Here is a 19,690-nt window from a genome sequence, read left to right on the forward strand (position 1 = left end):
AAAAGGCTGCCAATGGCAGCCTTTTTGTTTCACTCGCTCTCGTCATCCGGCTCCAGCACCAGAGTGGGGATGAGCTCACCGAACACCTGCTGCAACTCGTCACGGTTTGCCAGCAAATCCTGCAGCGTATAACCATCCATCACCGCGAGGAAGGCGTTCATCGCCTCCTTCAAGGCACTCTTGAGCAGACAGACGGAGACGATATGGCAGACCGGGGAGCTGCAGTCGATCCCGTCCAGATTGCCTTCCAACGCCCGGATCACTTGCCCGATATTGATCTCGTCGGGGGAGCGCGCCATGCGGATGCCACCATTCTTGCCGCGTTGTGACTGCAGATAGCCCAGTTTTACCAACTGGTTCACCACCTTCACCATGTGGTTGCGGGATACGTCGTACAAGGCGGATACCTTGGCCACGCTCGACAGTTCCCCCTCCGGCAGGGTGGCCAGATAGAGCAGGGCTCTCAATCCAAAATCGGTATAGCTCGTTAGTCTCATAGTGCCTGTAGCGCCTAGCGCGAAGAATTGATGATTGATCCAGATCAATTAAACATTTAGGATGCAACTTAATAAATGACATTCCAGATGTTCAATTAGAAAGGACCTCCTATGTTAGACCAAGCCACCATCGCCGTCATCAAGAGCACCATTCCTTTGCTCGAATCGGCGGGCCCTGACCTCACACGGCACTTTTATCAGCGCATGTTCAGCCACAATCCCGAGTTGAAGGATGTCTTCAACCTGGCTCACCAGCGTAGCGGGGGGCAACCCTTGGCACTGTTCAGTGCGGTGGCGGCCTATGCCAGGAACATCGACAATCTGGGGGCCCTGGCCGGAGCCGTTGAACGCATCGCCCACAAACACACGGGTTTCCTGATCCAGCCGGAACAATATCACATTGTGGGTAGTCATCTCTTGGCCACGCTCAAAGAAATGGGTGGCAACGCTGTCACGGAGGAGGTCCTTACCGCCTGGGGCAAGGCGTACGGTGTGCTGGCCGACATCTTTATCGGCCGGGAGAGCGAGCTCTATCGGGAGAAGGCAAGCCAGGACGGTGGTTGGCAGGGAACCCGCTCTTTCATCATCAAGGAGAAGCGTCAGGAGAGTGAACTCATCACCTCTTTCGTCCTGGCCCCCCTCGATGGCAACCCCGTGTTGCGTTTCAAACCGGGGCAATATCTCAGTATCAAGCTGGTTCATCCCGCCCTCGAGCATCAGGAGATCCGCCAGTATTCCCTCTCGGACGCCCCCAATGGCCGCGACTACCGCATCAGCGTCAAGCGAGAACCCAGGGGTCAGGCCTCCAACCTGTTGCATGATCATCTTCACATCGGTGACACGCTCGACATCATGCCGCCGGCCGGCGACTTTTTCCTGCAAGAGGAGACAGACACGCCTGTGGTGCTGATCTCCGCCGGGGTCGGCCTCACCCCCATGCTGAGCATGCTCAACCACTTGCTGGCCGATGGCCCGGATATGGATATTCGCTGGCTTCACGCCTGCGAACATGGCGCCCACCACGCGTTCAGGGACGAGATCCGGGCAAAGAGCAGGCAACACGGGAAACTGGAGAGCCGGATCTGGTATCGGGAGCCGGGGGAGCAGGATGTCAAAGGAGAGGATTACGACTTCAGTGGCACTCTGGCACTGGAGCAGGTCACCGACCTCATTCCGGCCGACGCCCACTACTATTTCTGCGGCCCTGTCCCGTTCATGAAGGCAGTCAAAGCTCAGCTGGAGAATGTGGGCGTGCCTGCCGAGCGGATGCACTACGAGGTCTTCGGCCCCCATCAGGGCCTCTGATCCCTCCCCTGACCGGGAAAATGCACAAGGCCCACAAGCACAGCTTCGTGGGCCTTGTAATATCAAAGCGGGCTACCAGCACTCAGTGCATCGCCTTGGCACGGGCGATGGCATTGGCGGGCATCCGGTTGCCGAGCCGGCTGAGCAGGCTCGCCGCCTTCTGGTGCATGGCCTTGTCGCCGATGACGGCGCCGTGCAGCCAGTGATACGCCTCCTCGTAATCCAGGGGACTCCCCATGCCCTGCAGCAACATCTCCACCCACTCCATCTGTGCCCGCAAGAAGCCGAGGCTCGCGGCTTCCCGCATCAGGGTCTCGGCCCGCACCAGATCTTTCTGGACCAGGATCCCCTTCCAGTAATAGCGGCCAAGCTGTTCCAGCGCCGGTGCCAGCCCCTGGTTGGCGGCCTCCCACATGTACTGCACCCCGATCTGGGCGTCCGGCTTGGTGCAAACTCCCCAGGCCAGCATGTCCCCCCAGAGGAACTGATAGGCAGGGATCTTCATCACCGAGGCCCGCGCCTCGATATCCTGGGTGAGCTGGCACCTGTCCTGTTTCACCCGGGCCAGATGGCGCCCCTGCTCTATCCAGTTGAGCAGTTCGTCCTGGCGATAGAGCGGCACGGCCTGCAACTCTCCCGCAGCAGCGGATGCCTGCGTCGTCGCCCTGGGCAGCGGCGCCGGGGCCGGGGCAGATGCCACGGGGGCGGCAGCGGCCGGCACCGCGGTTGACGGCATGGGAGCTGTGGCCACACTGGCCGAGGACTCCGCAACCGGTGCTGGGACCGGGGCGGTCGATGGCAAGGCCGCCGAGGGCGTCGGTGCTGTGGCCGGACTGGCCGAGGGCTCCGCAACCGGTGTTGGGACCGGGGCGGTCGATGGCAAGGCCGCCGAGGGCGTCGGGACGGGAGCGGCCGTGACCGCCGTCGACTGGGGTTGCGCAGCGGCCGAGGTGGGCTCCGCACCCTGCAAAGGGAAGCTGCACACACCGATAATGGCGATGAGGGTTCTTGGTTTTATCATAGGGATCTCCTGCTGCCTTCTGTTATCGGCAGCCAGAGCCATCTCCTTAGCCCGCTACACCCAACCCCGAAAATGACAAAGGGGAGCCTGGGCTCCCCTTGCGGTCGACGTAGCAACTTACTTGACGAAGTCGACGCCCAGCTGGATGTCGGCCTTCAGGGTGGCCAGCATGCTGTCCATCGCTTCCTGCTCGAAGGCGCTCAGCTTGCCGTAGTCCAGCACGGTTTCGACACCGTTCTTGCCGAGCAGCACCGGCTGCGCGAAGAAGGTGGCGTGCTCTCCGTTGCCTTCCACATAGGCACACTCGATGACGTTGGCTTCCCCTTGCAGACCCTTGATGAGCGACAGACCGAAACGGCAGGCTGCCTGACCCATGGAGAGAGTGGCGGAACCGCCACCGGCCTTGGCTTCCACCACTTCGGTACCGGCATTCTGGATGCGCTTGGTCATGGCAGCCACTTCCTCAGCGGTGAAGCTGGCGCCTTCAACCTGGGAGAGCAGCGGCAGAATGGTCACGCCACTGTGACCGCCGATGACGTTGACGCGCACCTTGTCAACGTTCAGGCCCTTGGCTTCGGCCACGAAGGTCTCGCCACGGATCACATCCAGGGTGGTCACGCCGAACAGGCGACGCTTGTCATAGACACCGGCTTTCTTCAGCACTTCGGCGGCGATGGCGACCGTGGTGTTGACCGGGTTGGTGATGATGCCGATCAGTGCTTTCGGGCAGGAAGCGGCACACTTTTCCACCAGGTTCTTGACGATACCGGCGTTGATGTTGAACAGGTCGGAACGGTCCATGCCGGGCTTGCGCGCCACGCCGGCAGAGATCAGCACGACATCGGCGCCGACCAGAGCCGGGCTCGGATCTTCACCGCAGAAACCTTTTACTTTCACGTCAGTCGGGATGTGGCTCAGGTCCGCCGCCACGCCCGGAGTGACCGGGGCAATGTCATACAGGCTCAGTTCGGAACCGGCAGGCAGGCGGTTTTTCAACAGCAGAGCGAGGGCTTGGCCGATGCCACCGGCGGCACCCAGAACGGCAACTTTCATGATCAACTCCATGTCTAAGCGTAGGTTTAAGGTTGTTTCTAGTTGGGTTAACGCTGATTCTTATTGTGCGCCTCACCTTAAAGGATCCCCTCCTAAAAAACAATCTGATAACAGTTGTAATCACGGGTTCTGTGAGCCAGGGAACAAGCGGCGATGAAAGCGGAGAGGAATATGCGATAAATGGGAGGAAAGACACAGATTTCCTGTGCTCCCCTCACCATTAAGAGGTAAATGTGACTGCTTCAGGACTGGAAAGCCAGTGCTCGACGCTCACACCAGCGGAAACCAATTGTTAACAATCCATTCATGGTCAGATAGAGCGCTCCGGCCACAGTGAACACCGCCAGAGTGTCATAGGTCTGGGCATTGAGACGCTGGGCCAGCCCCATGATGTCCATGATGGTGATGGTACTGGCGAGCGAACTCCCCTTGAGCACCAGGATCACCTCGTTGGAATAGGCGGGGACCAGCCGACGGGCGGCATGGCGGGTCTTCATCCACAGGGTCTGTCCGGCCGAGAAGCCGAGCGCACGGCAGGCCTCCACCTCACCGGCGGGGATGGCGTCGAGCGCCCCCTTGAACAACCGGGTGGAGTAGGCTGCGGTATTGAAACCGAGCGCCAGCACGGCGCAGAACCAGGGTTGCTTGAGCAGCGGCCAGAGCGGCCCCGCCTTGAGCCATTCAAACTGGCCAGGCCCGTAGTAAATGAGAAAGATCTGGATGAGCAGCGGCGTACCGGTAAAGACCAGTACCCAGAGCTGCACCAGCTGGGTCGCCACCGGAATGCGACGCTCCAGCACCCAGGTCATGCCGGCCGCCATCAGCACGCCCAGCAACAAGCTGAACGCGGTGAGCTGCAGGGTGATCGCCAGCCCTCCCAGCAGGGTCATCAGGTAATCCTGCATGGTCAGCCTCCGTAACGGCGGGTATAGCGGGACGCCTGCTTCAAGCCGAATTCACTCACCAGACTGATGGCCAGATAGATGAGGGCGGCAGCGGCGTACCAGGTGAAGGGTTGATAGGTGCTGGCCGAAGCCATCTGTGCCTGACGCATCATCTCGTTCACCCCGATGAGAGAGACCAGGGCGGTGTCTTTCAACAGCACCAGCCACTGGTTGCCGAGCCCGGGCAGGGCGTGACGCCAGGCCTGGGGCAGCACGATGCGAAAGAAGGTGTGCCCCTTGCCCAGGCCGAGCGCCTGCGCCGCCAGCCGCTGCCCAGGGGGCACCGCATTGAGGGCGGCACGCAGGGTCTGGGTGGCGTAGCTCGCAAACAGCAGGGAGAGCGCCAGCACACCGCAGGCGAACGGGCTGAACTCCACATACTCCCCGGTGATGAGGAACAGCACCTGGGTCGAGCCGAAGTAGATGAAGAGCACCACCAGCAACTCGGGCAGACCACGGATCAAGGTGGTCAGGGTGGCCACGGGCCACACCAACGCACGCTGCTTGCTCAACTCAGCCGCACTGAATGCCAGTGCCAGCACCATGCCACCGACCAGGGATGCCAGGGCCAGCCCGAGGGTCATCCAGGCTGCATCCAACAACAGGCTCAACATGGCTTACTGCGCGAAGTACTTGTCATAGATCTTCTGATAGGTGCCGTTGGCCTTGATCTCGGCCAGCCCCTTGTTCAGCTGGGTCAGCAGCTCCTGGTTGCCCTTGGCCACCGCGATGCCAAAACCGGTACCGAAGTACTTGGCGTCGGTCACCGGGGTACCGACCACGGCGTATTCCTTGTGCTGCTTGAGCCAGTCCGCGGCCACCGCCGTATCGGCAAACACGCCGTCAGTGCGGCCATTCATCATGTCGAGGAAGGCGCTCTGGTAGCTGGCGTAGGGCACGGTCAGCAGACCCTTGCTCACCCAGTTGTCCACCAGATAGGACTGGTGAGAGGTGCCGTTCTGCACGCCGACTGTCTTGTCCACCAGATCGTCCGGCCCCTTGAAGGTCTCTTTCTTGGCGACGAACACCGCGGAGTTCTCGTAATAGATATCGGAGAAGTCGACCTGGGCAGCCCGCTCCGGGGTCACGTCCATGGCGGCGATGACGGCATCATAGCGACGGAACTTGAGGCTGGGGATCAGGCTGTCGAAGGCCTGGTTGTGGAAGCTGCACTCCAGCTTGGCCTGCTCGCAGACAGCGCGGGCCAGATCGATGTCAAACCCCTGGAACTCGTTCTTGTCATCCAGGTATTCGAACGGCGCATAGGTTGCCTCGGTGGCGAACTTGATCTCTTTGGCCAGCACAGAAGTGCTCAGCAGACCCATGGCGGCGATCAGCAACAGACTCTTTTTCATGACAGCTTCCTTATCGACTCAATATCAATGCATCAAGAATTCGGCAAACCGGCTGGTTTGCGGGGACTGGAAGATGGCGGCGGTGCCAGATTCGATGATCCGCCCCTTCTCCAGATAGATCACCTGACTGGCCACCTTGCGGGCGAACTCCACCTCGTGGGTCACCACTACCTGGGTGATGCCGGTCTGGCTCAGGGTGCGGATGATCTCCGCCACCTCTTTGGTAATTTCGGGATCCAGGGCAGCCGTCGGTTCGTCAAACAGCAGCACCTGGGGATCCATCATCAGGGTCCGGGCAATGGCGACCCGCTGCTGCTGGCCACCGGAAAGCCGTGCGGGCCAGGCGTCCCGTTTGTCGGCCAGTTGCAGCTGGGCCAGCAGATAGGCCCCTTTCTCGATGGCCGCCTCGCGGCTCATGCCGAGCACCTTGACGGGCGCTTCAATCAGATTCTCCATCACGGTGAGGTGCGGCCACAGATTGTACTGCTGGAACACCATGCCCACCTTGCGGCGCAGCGCCTGTGCCTGACGGTTGAATTCGGCAGTAGAGAGGCTGGACGGGAAAGAAAATTCACTGTCTGCGATGCGCAACACACCGGCATCCGGCGTGTCCAGCAAGTTCATCATGCGCAGCAGAGAGCTCTTGCCTGCCCCGCTCGGGCCCAGCAATACCAAGGTCTCGCCGGGAGCAGTCCGAAAGCTCACCTGCTGCAGTACCGGCACCTTGTGCCAGGATTTTTCGATGCCGATTAATTCGATACCCATACAGCCCAATTGAATAAGTTTTCAAAATTTCGTCCTGATTCTAGCGTCAGCATAAGTTGATGCAAGCTATATTTGAATCAATATGCAGAACAAGCGCCGCTTCCTTGCCAAAACAGGCATATGAATGCAAAATAGCAGCGCTGTTCGTATCTGCCGCCTGAGCGTGACAGGCGGTCACTCCCCTCATTCGTGAGTCCAAGATGAAACATAACGACAAGCAAGAAAAACTGGCCAAGGCCTTTAAAGCCTTGCTGAAAGAGGAGCGTTTCGGCTCCCAGGCAGAGATAGTGACTGCCCTGCAAGAGATGGGCTTCGAGAACATCAACCAGTCCAAGGTCTCGCGCATGCTGAGCCGCTTCGGCGCCGTTCGCACCCGCAATGCCAAGATGGAGATGGTCTACTGTCTGCCGGTGGAACTGGGCGTGCCCACCACCTCCAGCCCCCTCAAGAACCTGGTGCTGGATGTCGACCACAACGGCGCTCTGGTGGTGATCCACACCAGCCCCGGCGCAGCCCAGCTGATCGCCCGCCTGCTTGACTCCCTCGGCAAGGCCGAAGGGATCCTCGGCACCATCGCCGGTGATGACACCATCTTCATCACCCCGACCAGCGATACCGACATCGAGGAGCTCTACCTCTCCGCCCTCGAGCTGTTCGAGCAGACGCCCTGATCCGGTCGCCTTGGGCGATCCGCACAAAAATCCCGGCCTTGGCCGGGATTTTTTGTTTTGAGCGGTCGGTAGGCCGGGCTTATTTGCCCTCGGCCACCAGAAAATCGACGGAAGGGGCGAAGAAGGCCGCGCCGGTCACCGCCCGGGTGAAGCGCAGCAGGTGATCGAAGTGGCTCCCCTCCCCCTTGTACATACTGGCCAGCATGGCGTTGAAGTGCAGCGGCGTGCGGCAGCAGGAGATGAAGTAGAGCCCCTGCTCGCTCATGGTGCCCCAGGGCATGCTCTGGCGCAGGATCTCCATGGACTCCCCCTTCGGGGTCTTGAGGTTGACCCGCTTGATGTGGGAAGTGAGCGGCTTGTCGGCGGACTCGTATTCGATGTTGTCGACCTTGGTGCGACCTATGATGTCTTCCTGCTCCTTCAGGGCCAGCTTCTCCCAGTCGCTCATGGCGTGGACCCAGCGCTGCACGTGGATATAGGAGCCACCGGCGAACTCGCCGCCGTCCAGCAACGCCACCTCGGCGCGGTGCTCATCCTGCGGGTTCTCGGTGCCGTCGACGAAACCGGTCAGATCCCGGCAATCCTGGTTGCGAAAACCACGGACTTCCTCGGCCAATTCAACAAGCCCGGCCAGCAGGGCCATGACGCGATGACCGGCATGATGCAGCACGTCCACCCGATCAGCACGCAATTGTACGAAGAGATCGAACGGGGTATTGGGGGCCTCCTGACCGTTGGCGGATTGCGCCATGAAACCGCGGAACTGGGGCGGCCGGGCGACAGGATAGAGATCATCCCAGGCGTCGGCCCCGACGGCGACCAGACCGCTGAAGGCCGCATCGGGGAAGTCGGCGCTCACCGCCTCCCAGAGTGCTGGCAGGCTGGCCAGGCGGGAGGTCAGGGCAGCGGCGTCACCGGTGCGATTGAACATCAGATAGAGGGCGTGCAGATTCGGCTCTGCGCAGATCCCGGCTTGGGCTTTCATGTCTCTCTCCAAGTGCGTTGGCTATGGGCGTGGCGCGATTATAAACCAGCGCGCTTCCAGTTCATTGATTTCACGACAATACCACGCACTCAGGGCAAGGGGTCAAACAACACCAGGGCATGAGGCGCCACGGTCACCCGCGCGCGCTCCCCTTCCAGAGGCTCACCGATGCTGGCTTCCAGTTGCTGGCCGCCACACTCCACCAGTACCCGGCAGTGATGGCCCAGGAACTGTTGCTCACGCACCCGGAGCTCACCGTCATCCGCCGCCGTCAGCGCCAGTTGCTGGGGTCTGAGCATGAGCTGCAACCGCGCCCCCACCGCGCGGCCATGGGGCTCCTGACCGCAGATGGTTCCAAGGAGGGTCTGCACGCAGTGACTGTCCACCACCTCTGCCGCCAGATAATTGACCCCGCCGAGAAACTCCGCCACGAAGCGGTTCCCGGGGCGGCGATAGAGCTGCTCCGGCTCCCCCACCTGCTCGATGCGACCGGCGCGAAACAAAGCCAGCCGGTCGGCGAAGGCGAAGGCCTCTTCCTTGCTGTGGCTGACGAAGATGGCACCAATGCCCTGCTGTTTGAGCAGGGCGCGGATCTCGAGGATCAGTTTCATCCGCACCTGGGTGTCGATGTTGGAGAAGGGCTCGTCCAGCAGCATCAGGCGCGGCTTGCACACCAGGGCGCGGGCGATGGCCACCCGCTGCTGCTGGCCGCCGGAGAGCTGGTGGGGATAGCGCTCCCCCAACCCCTGCAGGTTGACCAGCGCCAGCGCCTCTTCCACCTGCTGCTGGCGGCTGCCGCGATCTTGCCCGGTCAGGCCGAAGCCGACGTTCTCGGCCACCGTCAGGTGAGGAAAGAGAGCGTAATCCTGGAAGATCATGCCGATATGGCGGGCCTCCGGCGGCACACTCACGCCGGGGGCATCGAGCAGGGTCTCTCCCAGCCGGATCTCCCCCTGGGCCAGGGGCAGCAGACCGGCCACCGCCTTGAGCAGCGTGGTCTTGCCACAGCCGCTGGCCCCCAGCAGACAGACTATCTCGTTGTCGGCCACCTGCAGGGAGAGCTGCTCCAGCACGGGGCGGCCATTGTAGTGACAGCTGACCTTCTCGATATTCAGGCAGGACAAGGTTCTTTTCCTCTCGCGTAGTGATGCCGGACGGGGCCGCTCAATGGCCTGGACCATCCAGGGTACGGTTGATCCACAGCAGGGGAACCAGCCCCACCAGCACGATGACGATGGCACCGAGCGCCCCCCGCTCCAGCATCTCGTCCGAGACGAACTGATAGACGTGGGTCGCCAGGGTTTCGAAGTTGAACGGCCGCAGCAGCAGGGCGGCGGGCAGCTCCTTCATGGATTCGATGAACACCAGCATGGCGCCGGCAAAGAGGCCGCGCCGTACCAGCGGCAGGTGAATGCGACGCAGCATGCCGCCCGCCCCCTGCCCCAGAGAGCGGGCCGCCATGTCGAGGCTGGGGGAGATCTTGCTCATGCTGCTCTCCACCGACCCGATGGCGATGGCCACGAAGCGCACCAGATAGCCGAACACGATGGCGGCGAGGGTGCCGGTCAGGAGCAGACCGGGGCCCGGCATCCCGAGCCACTCGGCCAGATCGTTGATGCCAAAATCAAGGGCCGTGAGCGGCACCAGCACGCCGATGGCCAGCACGGTCCCCGGCATGGCATAGCCCATGGCGGCGAGGCGAAGGGGCAGCAGGCTGCGAGTCCCCCCATCGAGGCGACGGAAGAAGCCGAGCAGCAGGGCAATGGCCATGGCCAGCAGGGCGGTCAGGGCCGAGATGGCAAGGCTGTTGCCCGCAAAGCGCACGAATTCGGGCGTCCACGACAGCGCGAAGTAACGCACCCCGTAATCGAACAGGATGACGAACGGCAGGGCGAACCCCGCCAGCACCAGGCCCCAGCACCAGAGCCCGGCCAGCACGCCCCTCAGGCCCCCGAGGGGGTAACGCAGGGGCTGCTCGAAGCCCATGGACTTCTGGAACACCTGCTGGCGCTGGCGGGAGCGGCGCTCCAGCGCGATGAGCAGCACCACCGCCAGCAGCATCAGACAGGAGAGCTTGGCGGCGGTCGCCAGGCTGCCGTAGCCGAGCCAGGTGTCGTAGATGGCGGTGGTCAGGGTGTTGATGGCAAAGAAGTGGACGGTGGCAAAGTCCGCCAGAGTTTCCATCGCGACCAGAGATGCCCCCACCATGATGGCCGGGCGGGCCAGGGGGAGGCTCAGGCGGCGAAAGCTCTGCCAGGGGGTGCAGCCGAGCAGACGGCTGGAGTGAATGAGGCTGACCGACTGCTCCAGGAAGGAGGCCCGTGCCAGCAGATAGACATAGGGGAAAAGCACCAGCGCCAGCACCCAGGCGGCGCCCCCGAGGGAGCGAATGGCCGGGAACCAGTAGTCGGCCGGTCCCTGCCAGCCAAACAGGGCACGCAGCCCCGCCTGCAGCGGGCCCGAGTAGTCGAGCAGGTCGGTATAGACGTAGGCCACGATATAGGAGGGCATCGCCATGGGCAGCATCAGCGCCCATTGCAGGGCGCGGCGCCCCGGCACCTCGCACATGGCCACCAGCCAGGCGGTGGGCACTCCGAACAGCAGGCTGAGGCAGACCACCCCCAGCACCAGACCGGACGTGTTTCGCAGATAGTCGGGCAGTACGGTATCGGCGAGGTGGGCAAACAGTTCCCCATCAGCCGAGAAGGCGGAGAAGACCAGGGCGAGTACCGGCAAACCCAGCAGCAGGGCGGTGGCCCAGCTGCCGGCAATCCATCCAAAATGTTTCATGAGTCCACAGAAGTTGATGGGGCCGTTGGCCCCATCTGATTACAAGTCGAATTTCACTTCATCCAGCAGTTGCAAGGCGTCCTTGCGGTGCTTGGCATAATCGCTGACCGGCATGGGGTCAGACTTGAACGTGCCCCAGGACTTGACCATGGCAGAAGGCTCGACCCCCGCCTTGACCGGGTACTCGGCATTCACATCAGCATACATGTGCTGGGCGGTATCCCCGGAGAGGAACTCCATCAGCTTCTGTGCTGCGTCCTTGTTCTTGGCATACTTGGTCATGGCCACGCCGCTCACGTTGACGTGGGCACCGCGATCACCCTGGTTCGGGAAGTTGATTTCCACCGCGTCGGCCCAGGACTTCTGCGCCGGGTCCTTCAACATGGCACCCAGGTAGTAGCTGTTGCCTAGGGAGACATCACAGATGCCGTCCTTGATCGCCTTGACCTGATCACGGTCGTTGCCCTGGGGCTTGCGCGCCAGGTTGGCCTTGACCCCTTCCAGCCAGGTCTTGGTATCCGCCATGCCGTGATGGGCAATCATGGACGAAACCAGCGCCACATTGTACTCGTGCTTGCCACTACGGGTACAAATTTTTCCTTTGAATTCAGGCTTGACCAGATCTTCGTAGCGGATGGTGTCGAGCTTGCCAAGACGCTCCTTGCTGGAGTAGATGGCACGCACCCGGGTGGTCAGGGCGAACCAGCGGTTGTCCGGATCGCGATAGATGGAGGGGATGTTCTCCTGCAGCGTCTTGCTGTCCACCGGCTGCACCAAGTCCTTGTCCACCAGCTCGGTCAGACGGCTGATGTCCACGGTCAGCATCAGATCTGCCGGAGAGAGCTTGCCTTCCCGTTCCAGACGCTCGTTCAGCCCCTCTTTGGCAAACACCACATTGACCTTGATCCCGGTCTCCTTCTCGAACTGCTGGATGATGGGCTTGATCAGCTCATCCTGACGGTTCGAATAGACGTTTACCTCCTGGGCGGCGAACGCCGACTGGGCGACAAGCGTGGAGAAAGCCAGTGCCAACATCTTCATTTTCATCATCCGTTCCTTGTCTGCGTAAAGAGTGATAACCATTTTCGTTTGCATTCTGCATGAATCGGGAGGAGAGGATCAAGGCGGTTTGCTGGGTTGGAACGATCTATTTAATCAGCGGCCAAACAAAAAGACCGGATGGAATCCCATCCGGTCTTTCGACGACCACCCATTCACACTGTCGGCAGAACCTGCCCGGACCTTTGCCCGACCCGGCCGGGCAAAGGGGCGTACTCAGAGCGCCTCGTCGTCGCTCTCACCAGTACGAATACGCACCGCTTGCAGCAGGTCATAGACGAAAATCTTGCCGTCACCGATCTTGCCGGTATAGGCCGCCTTGCAGATGGCCTCGATCACCCCTTCGACGTTCTCGTCTGCGGTAGCGATCTCCAGCTTCACCTTCGGCAGAAAGTCGACCTGGTACTCGGCCCCCCGGTATAATTCGGTGTGCCCCTTCTGGCGACCAAAACCCTTCACTTCGGAGACGGTCAGGCCTTCCACCCCCAGGTTGGCGATGGCCTCGCGCACGTCGTCCAACTTGAAAGGTTTGATAATCGCAGTAATCAGCTTCATCTGGTTGCTCCCAATCCATGGTATGTCACGAATGGGTCATCAATTCTTGTGCCAAGTATTTTTATCGTTTATTTTCATATAGATAGATATGACACTCTGAGCCAGAAAGGCTCAGGATCACCAAGGAAGCGCATCTCGCCCCATAATGAGGCACCAAGCTGCACCAGACTCCCTTGATGCACCAAATGAGAGCATCACCCCATGTTAGTCATCTCCAACAGCGTGATCATCCCCTGGCATGAACTGCAATTCCAGACCATGCGGGCCCAGGGCAATGGCGGCCAGCACGTCAACAAGACCGACTCCGCCGTCTGGCTGCGCTTCGATTATCGCGACTCCCCCAGCCTGCCGCCGCTCTACAAGGAGGGACTGGAGCGGCTCAGCGACAGCCGGGTTCACGACGGCTTCATCCAGATCAGGGTCGAGACCCATCGCAGCCAGGACATGAATCGCAAGGAGGCCATGAGCCGCCTGACCGAGCTGCTGAAAAAAGCCGCCTGGCGCCCCAAGGCCCGCCACGCCACCAAGCCGACCCGCAGCTCCCAACGCAAGCGGGTCGATGCCAAGAAACGCAAGGGAGAGATCAAATCCACCCGCGGCAAGCCCGTGCTGGAGTGACCTGCCACAAGCCCGAGGACAAGAGAATGCAGTACAGCTTTTGTGAATGTGCCAAGGGGCCCCTGCTCATCGCCATCGATGGGGCCGGGCTGCGCCACGTGGAATTCATGCAAGGGGAGCGCCCCGTCCTGCCGCAAGCGGAGTGGCAGCGGGATGATGCCGCCCTGGCCCCCTTTGTCGAGCAGTTTGCCGCCTACTTTGCCGGCCGCCTGCGGCGCTTCGATCTCCCCCTGGCCGCCACGGGCACACCATTCCAGCAGGCCGTGTGGCAGGCGTTGTGCGACATTCCCTACGGCGAGACCGTCAGCTACCTCCAGATTGCAGAGGCCATCGGCAACCCCAGGGCCGTGCGGGCGGTGGGCGCCGCCAACGGCCGCAACCCCCTCAGCATCATAGTACCCTGCCACAGGGTCATAGGGCGCAGCGGTGAACTGACCGGCTACGGGGGAGGTATCCCCATCAAGCGCTGGTTGCTGGCACTGGAGCAGGAGACCGCAGACCACTTCGCGCTGACCCCATGAAGGGGCGCGCCTCCTGTCAAATGCGGGTTGCGGGTGCAGGCACCACAGACCACAGGCCACTCGCGCGGATCCTCTGACGAGCGGCATCTCCATCACATGCGAGTTGCTGGTCCCAACAGCAGACCGCGTCGCACTGCTCATGACGGACAGCATCCCCATCACATGCTGGTTGCTTGCCATCTTGCAGCATGGTTGCGTGATGCGTTGAGCCGGAACCGGGATAATCTGCCACCGGATCCGCCCCATGGCAGGAGCGCGCCCACCGCCCCGATTCATCTTTCCTTTGAGCAGCACAACAAAATAAATCACTGATTATTTATTTTATTTCAGCATCAAACATTTAAAAATCACATTACCGCAGCATTTTGAAAATGAACACAGTATGAAGAATCGCCTCAGAAGCGCTTCAGAGAGCATCAGGCATCATGGCTTCACACTTGGATGGGACGGCTCATCCCTCATTCAGGTGGCACCCATGTGACGCTTCCAATCTGTCTTTTCCCCGCGCCTCCCCAGAGGCGCTTTTTTTGCCTGCAAGCGGGTGCAAAAAAGCCCGCCGAAGCGGGCAATGACCGGAAGGTGCTGACTTCCAGGGTCTATCAGAGGGCGAGGAACAAGCCTGCCAGGGAGGCGCTCATCAGGTTTGCCAGCACCCCCGCCAGGATGGCGCGCATGCCGTAGCGGGCGATGAAGGACTTGCGCTCCGGCACCATGGCCCCCAGGCCGCCGATGAGGATCGCCATGGAAGAGATGTTGGCGAAACCACACAGGGCGAAGGTGACGATGGCCTTGCTCGACTCGTTCAAGGTCTGATCCTGCACCAGGGCGATGAAGGCGACGAACTCGTTGATGACGATCTTGGTGCCGATAAGCGCCCCAGCCGCCTGGGCCTGATCCCAGGGGACGCCGATGAGCCAGGAGACGGGGGCAAACAGCCAGCCCAGGATGATCTGGAAGCTCAGCTCCAGCCCCACCAGGTCGCCGGCCCAGCCCAGCAGGCCGTTGAGCAGGGCGATCACGCCGACGAAGGCCAGCAGGGTCGCCCCCACGGCGACGGCGATGTTGAGACCCGCCATGGCGCCATCGGCGGCCGCTTCAATGACGTTGGTGGCGCGGGGGATCTCCACGTCTTCGTGGTGATCTTCCTCTTGCGCGGCGGGCGGCACCAGGATCTTGGCCATGGCAAGCCCGGCAGGGGCGGACATGAAGGCCGCCGCAATCAGGTATTTCAGCTCGACCCCGATGCTGGCGTAGCCCACCAGGGTGCCGCCAGCTACCGAGGCCAGCCCGCAGCTCATCACCGCAAAGAACTGGGAATCGGACATCCTGGAGAGATAGGGTTTGACCACCAGCGGCGCTTCCACCATGCCGACAAAGATGTTGGCGGTGGCAGAGAGGCTCTCGGCGCGGCCGGTGCCCAGCAATTTCTGCAGGCCGCCGCCGAGCAGGGCGATCACTTTGGGCATCAGGCCGATGTGATAGAGGATGGCGATCAGCGCGGAGAAGAAGATGATCACCGGCAGCACGTTGAAGGCGAAGATGAAGCCCAGCTTGAACTTGGCCAGATCCCCGAACAGGAAGGCAATCCCCTCCTGGCCGTAGCCGATGACGCTGCTGACGCTCTCGCTGACACCGTTCAAGACCTGCTGACCGGCGGGCAGCCAGAGCACCAGGGCGGCGAAGAGCACTTGCAGGCAGAGAGCAAAGCCCACTGTTCGCAACGGGATACGACGACGATTATCAGAGCAGAGTGCGGCCAGGGCCAGGATGCTCAGGATACCAAGCAGGGCAATCATGGGGATTCCATCCAGTGAGGCTGAAGATGGGCGCGGATTCTGCTCCCCTCCCCTCACCGCCGCAACCCCGCCGGGTTACAACCCTGTTAGCAAAAACGTTTGCACGATATCGGTTGCGCCAACTGACTGATTTGACACAACTTTGAAACCGCACTCACGCCAGTGTTCTTGTATGGAAACGATTATTCCTCGGTGCCGGACAATTTCCCCCCGAGCCAGGGTGCGAGTCGCTGCGCCCAGTAGGGCCCGGGTCCGAAGCTCTCCTTGAGGAAGTCGATGAAGAGGCGGATCTTGGGATCCAGATGCTCTCGCCTGGCATAGACGGCGTGCACCGCCATCTTCTGGTTCGGTTGCCACTGGGGCAGCAGAGGGATGAGCTGACCAGATTGCAGCTCCTTGTCCAGCAGGTAGTTGGCCACATAGGCGATGCCGAGCCCGGCCAGGGCGGCGTCCCGCACCGCTTCCGCCAGATCCACCCGATAGTTGCCCGCCACCTGCACCGTCTGGCGCTCCTTGCCCTGGCGAAATGACCACTCGTGGTAGCGCCGCTCCCGGCTCTGGTAGGTGATGCAATTGTGATGGGCCAGATCCCTGGGGTGCAGTGGCGTGCCGTGACTCAGCAGATAATCCGGCGAGGCCACCAGCACGAAGCCGATGTCTGCCAGTCGCAGCCCGACAAGAGACTCGGGTTTGTCCTCGTAGGTGGTGATCCAGAGATCCAGCCCCTCATCCACCAGATTGGTGCGGTGATCGAACAGGGACACCTCCAGCTCCAGATCCGGATAACGTGCCTGAAACGCCTTGAGGCGCGGGATCACGTGCAACCGCCCGAAGGATTGACCAACCCCCAGATGGAGCACACCGCTCACCTTGCCACGGCGCTCCGCCACCATGGACTCCGCCTCCAGTGCCACCGCCACCAGAGCGCGGCAGTGGCGGGCATACTCCTGACCCAGTTCGGTGAGCCCGAAACGGCGGGTAGTGCGCTGTACCAGCTGGGCGCCGAGCGCGGTTTCCAGCAGGGCGAGCTGCTTGCTGATGTGGGATTTGGAGACCCCGAGGCGGCGCGCAGCCGCCGAGATGCCCTGTTCACGAACCAGGGCATCGAAGATCACCATTTGGGGAAGACGTTGCAGCACGGTGTCACCGGAGTGGATGGCGGGGCCGCATTATTCCAGAGCGGCCCGCCATGGGGTAGGGTCAGTGCCCCAGGGCATCGATGATCTGCTGTTTGAGAGGATCATCCGACGGATTCTGGTTGGCGCCATAGCTCGCAATCAGCTTGCCGTCCCGCCCGACCAGGTACTTGTGGAAGTTCCAGTTGGGCGCATCACCGTCGGCAGCCGCGGCCAGCCCCTTGAACAGCGGCACTGCATCCGAACCCCGCACCGCCACCCGGTTGAACATGGGGAAGGTCACCCCGTAGTCCCGGCGGCACACCTCGGCGGTCTTGTTCTCGTTGCCCGCCTCCTGCCAGAAATCGTTGGAGGGGAAGCCCAACACCATCAGTCCTTTCTCCTTGTAGCCCTGATAGAGGGCTTCCAGATCCCGGAACTGACCGCTGTAACCGCAGTAGGAGGCGGTGTTGACCACCAGCACCACCTTGCCCTCGGTCAACTGGCAGAGGTTGTGGCGCTGGGTGCTGTTGAGCTCCCGCATCTCCACGTTGAAGTAATCGGGGCAGGCGGCAGAGACCGCGCCCGAGCCGAGCATCAGCAGCAGGGTGAACCATTTCATCGACGTGACTCCCATTGTTTTGTCCATCATACGCAAGACCCCGGAATCTGGTTCAGGGATCAGTGCAGGGGGATCCCGGTCAGCCAGCCGTGTCCCCAGAAGATAAGCAGAGCCGTGAGGGCCAGCCCCGCCCCCAGACTGATCCCCGTCCCCTGCCAGGTGGCGGCGGCACGGGGGTGACGACCCCACTCCCGCATCGAAATCCAGACGATGCTGATGAGTGCCCAGAGACCGAGCCCGCCAAACAGCACCAGAGAACGCGCCTCGCTGTTTACCGCCAGATGGGCCCCCGACCAGAGCAGCACCCCGAGCAGCTGGGGATGCACCAGCCAACGGCGGAAATGGTTGGCCCCCTGCCCCGCGCACAGCAGGACAAGGGCGATCGGCATGACCCCCATCACCAGGGTGGGCCCCCAGACAGGCAGAAAATAGAGGGGCATGGGGCTGGCACTGCGCCAGCCTGCGAGGATGCAGCCGATGGCGACGAACACCAGCAGCGAGAAGAGCCCCTTGTAGCGGTTCTCCCCCAGTCGATCCCGCAGACGGGCGCGGTGCTGTGCCGCGAAACAGGGGTAGAGATGGATCAGGGTGAACAACACCACCCCCAGGGTCAGCAGGATCATGGCTCGCTCCTCGCATATTGCCCCCCGGAATGGGAAGCCCTCCCTCAGGCGGGCCTTGTTTCTCGTGGCTCCCTCACTGTCGGGAGATCACTATGCCGCAAAGCCCCTTGTCAGAATACAAAAACCATATGAAAGACAGCAGGATAATAAAAAAAGCCGACCCAAGGATCGGCAAGTGCGTCAGAGGTGCCACGCCGGGCCGCTCACTCTGCTGCACGGGGCAGGGTCAGGCCGATGCACCGCATCGGCCAGGAGAGAGGGTCATTTGCGCAGCAGGTAGAGAGCCGCCACGTTGCGAGCCGTGAGCTGCAGGTTGGTGGTGGCGGTGGCCAGCGCCTCCGGCAGGGACATGGCCCGATTGACCACGGCGAACACCGCATCCAGCCCGTGCTCGTGCACCACGCCGCAGTCATCGGTGAGGCATCCGGCGATGCCGATCACCGGCTTGCCGAACTGCTTGGCACAGCGAGCCACCCCGATGGGCGTCTTGCCGTGGATGGTCTGGCTGTCGATGCGGCCCTCGCCGGTGATGACCAGATCCGCATCGGCCACCGCCTCGGCCAGGTTCAGCGCCTCGATGACGATCCGGATGCCGGGTTTGAGCTCGGCGCCGAGCAGCCCCACCAGGGCTGCCCCCATGCCGCCTGCGGCCCCCGTTCCCGGGATCTCCTTCACCTGCTTGCCAAGCGCCTGCTCGATGCAGTCCGCGTAACGGGCCAGATTGGCATCCAGCTCGGCCACCATCTCGGGAGTTGCCCCCTTCTGCGGACCGAACACGGCGGACGCCCCTTTCGGGCCGCACAGCGGATTGTCCACGTCGCAGGCCACCTCGATGGTGAGTCCGGTCAGACGGGGATCCAGCCCGCTCAGGTCGATGGTGGCCAGCTCGGCCAGACCGGCACCGCCCGGCGCGATGGGGGTACCATCTGCTTTCAGGAGCTTGCCGCCGAGTGCCTGGATCATGCCGGCACCGCCGTCATTGGTGGCGCTGCCGCCGATGCCGAGGATGAGGTGGTTCACCCCCATCTCCAGCGCGGCCAGGATCAGCTCCCCGGTGCCGACACTGGAGGTGAGCCGCGGATTGCGCAGCTCGGGCGCCACCAGATGGAGGCCGGAGGCCGCCGCCATCTCGATGACGGCGCGCTTGCCATCCCCCAGCAGGCCCACGAAGCCCTGCACCCTGTTGCCGAGGGGGGCGGTCACCTCGACCGGCAGGATGCGACCACCGGTGGCATCCACCAGAGACTGCACCGTCCCCTCGCCGCCATCGGCCATGGGCAGCTTGACGTAGGTGGCATCCGGCAGCACCTGCTTGAAACCGGCCTCGATGGCATCGGCCACCGCCATGGCGCTCAGGCTCTCCTTGAATGAATCGGGGGCGATCACAATTTTCAT

The 19,690-nt window shown here is 62.0% G+C and carries 21 protein-coding genes; 4 read left to right on the plus strand and 17 right to left on the minus strand.

Annotated elements, in window-relative coordinates; genetic code table 11:
* Window positions 1–29: 29 nt before the first annotated feature.
* Complete coding sequence (locus tag AB5Y70_RS17385) at window positions 30–497, minus strand: Rrf2 family transcriptional regulator (protein WP_039039978.1); 468 nt, start codon at window positions 495–497, stop codon at window positions 30–32.
* A 111-nt stretch (window positions 498–608) separates the two neighbouring features.
* Here AB5Y70_RS17385 and hmpA point away from each other — a divergent pair, with 111 nt between their 5' ends.
* Window positions 609–1,802 (plus strand): NO-inducible flavohemoprotein, encoded by a 1,194-nt coding sequence (hmpA, locus tag AB5Y70_RS17390; RefSeq protein WP_049636463.1) that lies wholly within the window; start codon window positions 609–611, stop codon window positions 1,800–1,802.
* Between the two features lie 82 nt (window positions 1,803–1,884).
* Here hmpA and AB5Y70_RS17395 read toward each other — a convergent pair whose 3' ends face one another.
* From AB5Y70_RS17395 to AB5Y70_RS17420, 6 genes are all read right to left on the minus strand, one after another.
* Complete coding sequence (locus AB5Y70_RS17395; protein ID WP_223931817.1) at window positions 1,885–2,538, minus strand: tetratricopeptide repeat protein; 654 nt, start codon at window positions 2,536–2,538, stop codon at window positions 1,885–1,887.
* Window positions 2,539–2,940: 402 nt separating this feature from the next.
* Complete coding sequence (gene mdh, locus AB5Y70_RS17400) at window positions 2,941–3,876, minus strand: malate dehydrogenase (protein ID WP_010673076.1); 936 nt, start codon at window positions 3,874–3,876, stop codon at window positions 2,941–2,943.
* 242 nt (window positions 3,877–4,118) lie between these two features.
* Window positions 4,119–4,781 (minus strand): arginine ABC transporter permease ArtM, encoded by a 663-nt coding sequence (gene artM / locus AB5Y70_RS17405; protein WP_010673075.1) that lies wholly within the window; start codon window positions 4,779–4,781, stop codon window positions 4,119–4,121.
* A gap of 2 nt (window positions 4,782–4,783) precedes the next feature.
* On the minus strand, window positions 4,784–5,434 hold the full coding sequence (artQ, locus tag AB5Y70_RS17410; RefSeq protein WP_042014905.1) for an arginine ABC transporter permease ArtQ: 651 nt from the start codon (window positions 5,432–5,434) through the stop codon (window positions 4,784–4,786).
* Between the two features lie 3 nt (window positions 5,435–5,437).
* Window positions 5,438–6,175, minus strand: a complete 738-nt coding sequence (locus AB5Y70_RS17415) for an arginine ABC transporter substrate-binding protein (protein ID WP_010673073.1) — start codon at window positions 6,173–6,175, stop codon at window positions 5,438–5,440.
* A gap of 24 nt (window positions 6,176–6,199) precedes the next feature.
* Window positions 6,200–6,940, minus strand: a complete 741-nt coding sequence (locus tag AB5Y70_RS17420) for an ATP-binding cassette domain-containing protein (protein WP_041214472.1) — start codon at window positions 6,938–6,940, stop codon at window positions 6,200–6,202.
* A gap of 200 nt (window positions 6,941–7,140) precedes the next feature.
* Here AB5Y70_RS17420 and argR point away from each other — a divergent pair, with 200 nt between their 5' ends.
* Complete coding sequence (gene argR, locus AB5Y70_RS17425; protein WP_005308670.1) at window positions 7,141–7,611, plus strand: transcriptional regulator ArgR; 471 nt, start codon at window positions 7,141–7,143, stop codon at window positions 7,609–7,611.
* Window positions 7,612–7,690: 79 nt separating this feature from the next.
* On the opposite strand, the gene AB5Y70_RS17430 is transcribed toward argR, so the two are convergent.
* The 5 genes from AB5Y70_RS17430 to glnK all read right to left on the minus strand — a co-directional run bounded on the left by AB5Y70_RS17430 (window position 7,691) and on the right by glnK (window position 13,000).
* Complete coding sequence (locus AB5Y70_RS17430; RefSeq protein ID WP_049636465.1) at window positions 7,691–8,596, minus strand: Dyp-type peroxidase; 906 nt, start codon at window positions 8,594–8,596, stop codon at window positions 7,691–7,693.
* A gap of 89 nt (window positions 8,597–8,685) precedes the next feature.
* Window positions 8,686–9,720: an ABC transporter ATP-binding protein gene (locus tag AB5Y70_RS17435; protein WP_049636466.1), complete on the minus strand. Its 1,035-nt coding sequence runs from the start codon at window positions 9,718–9,720 to the stop codon at window positions 8,686–8,688.
* A 40-nt stretch (window positions 9,721–9,760) separates the two neighbouring features.
* Window positions 9,761–11,386 (minus strand): iron ABC transporter permease, encoded by a 1,626-nt coding sequence (locus AB5Y70_RS17440; RefSeq protein ID WP_049636467.1) that lies wholly within the window; start codon window positions 11,384–11,386, stop codon window positions 9,761–9,763.
* A 39-nt stretch (window positions 11,387–11,425) separates the two neighbouring features.
* Window positions 11,426–12,433, minus strand: a complete 1,008-nt coding sequence (locus AB5Y70_RS17445; RefSeq protein WP_039039971.1) for a Fe(3+) ABC transporter substrate-binding protein — start codon at window positions 12,431–12,433, stop codon at window positions 11,426–11,428.
* Between the two features lie 228 nt (window positions 12,434–12,661).
* Window positions 12,662–13,000, minus strand: a complete 339-nt coding sequence (gene glnK, locus AB5Y70_RS17450) for a P-II family nitrogen regulator (RefSeq protein WP_005332325.1) — start codon at window positions 12,998–13,000, stop codon at window positions 12,662–12,664.
* A 201-nt stretch (window positions 13,001–13,201) separates the two neighbouring features.
* Here glnK and arfB point away from each other — a divergent pair, with 201 nt between their 5' ends.
* The gene (arfB, locus tag AB5Y70_RS17455; RefSeq protein ID WP_010673067.1) at window positions 13,202–13,618 is read left to right on the plus strand and encodes an alternative ribosome rescue aminoacyl-tRNA hydrolase ArfB; all 417 of its coding nucleotides are present in this window, start codon (window positions 13,202–13,204) and stop codon (window positions 13,616–13,618) included.
* A 26-nt stretch (window positions 13,619–13,644) separates the two neighbouring features.
* On the plus strand, window positions 13,645–14,139 hold the full coding sequence (locus AB5Y70_RS17460; RefSeq protein ID WP_042014974.1) for a methylated-DNA--[protein]-cysteine S-methyltransferase: 495 nt from the start codon (window positions 13,645–13,647) through the stop codon (window positions 14,137–14,139).
* 599 nt (window positions 14,140–14,738) lie between these two features.
* Here AB5Y70_RS17460 and AB5Y70_RS17465 read toward each other — a convergent pair.
* From AB5Y70_RS17465 to AB5Y70_RS17485, 5 genes are all read right to left on the minus strand, one after another.
* Complete coding sequence (locus AB5Y70_RS17465) at window positions 14,739–15,935, minus strand: NupC/NupG family nucleoside CNT transporter (protein ID WP_041214468.1); 1,197 nt, start codon at window positions 15,933–15,935, stop codon at window positions 14,739–14,741.
* A gap of 182 nt (window positions 15,936–16,117) precedes the next feature.
* On the minus strand, window positions 16,118–17,053 hold the full coding sequence (locus AB5Y70_RS17470) for a LysR family transcriptional regulator (protein ID WP_049636535.1): 936 nt from the start codon (window positions 17,051–17,053) through the stop codon (window positions 16,118–16,120).
* An 82-nt stretch (window positions 17,054–17,135) separates the two neighbouring features.
* Window positions 17,136–17,672, minus strand: a complete 537-nt coding sequence (locus tag AB5Y70_RS17475; protein WP_010673063.1) for a glutathione peroxidase — start codon at window positions 17,670–17,672, stop codon at window positions 17,136–17,138.
* Window positions 17,673–17,731: 59 nt separating this feature from the next.
* The gene (locus tag AB5Y70_RS17480) at window positions 17,732–18,295 is read right to left on the minus strand and encodes an NnrU family protein (protein ID WP_049636468.1); all 564 of its coding nucleotides are present in this window, start codon (window positions 18,293–18,295) and stop codon (window positions 17,732–17,734) included.
* 261 nt (window positions 18,296–18,556) lie between these two features.
* The gene (locus AB5Y70_RS17485; RefSeq protein WP_041210943.1) at window positions 18,557–19,690 is read right to left on the minus strand and encodes a glycerate kinase; all 1,134 of its coding nucleotides are present in this window, start codon (window positions 19,688–19,690) and stop codon (window positions 18,557–18,559) included.

Source organism: Aeromonas sp. s1(2024) (assembly GCF_040908005.1).
In the GTDB taxonomy this organism is placed as follows: domain Bacteria; phylum Pseudomonadota; class Gammaproteobacteria; order Enterobacterales; family Aeromonadaceae; genus Aeromonas; species Aeromonas caviae.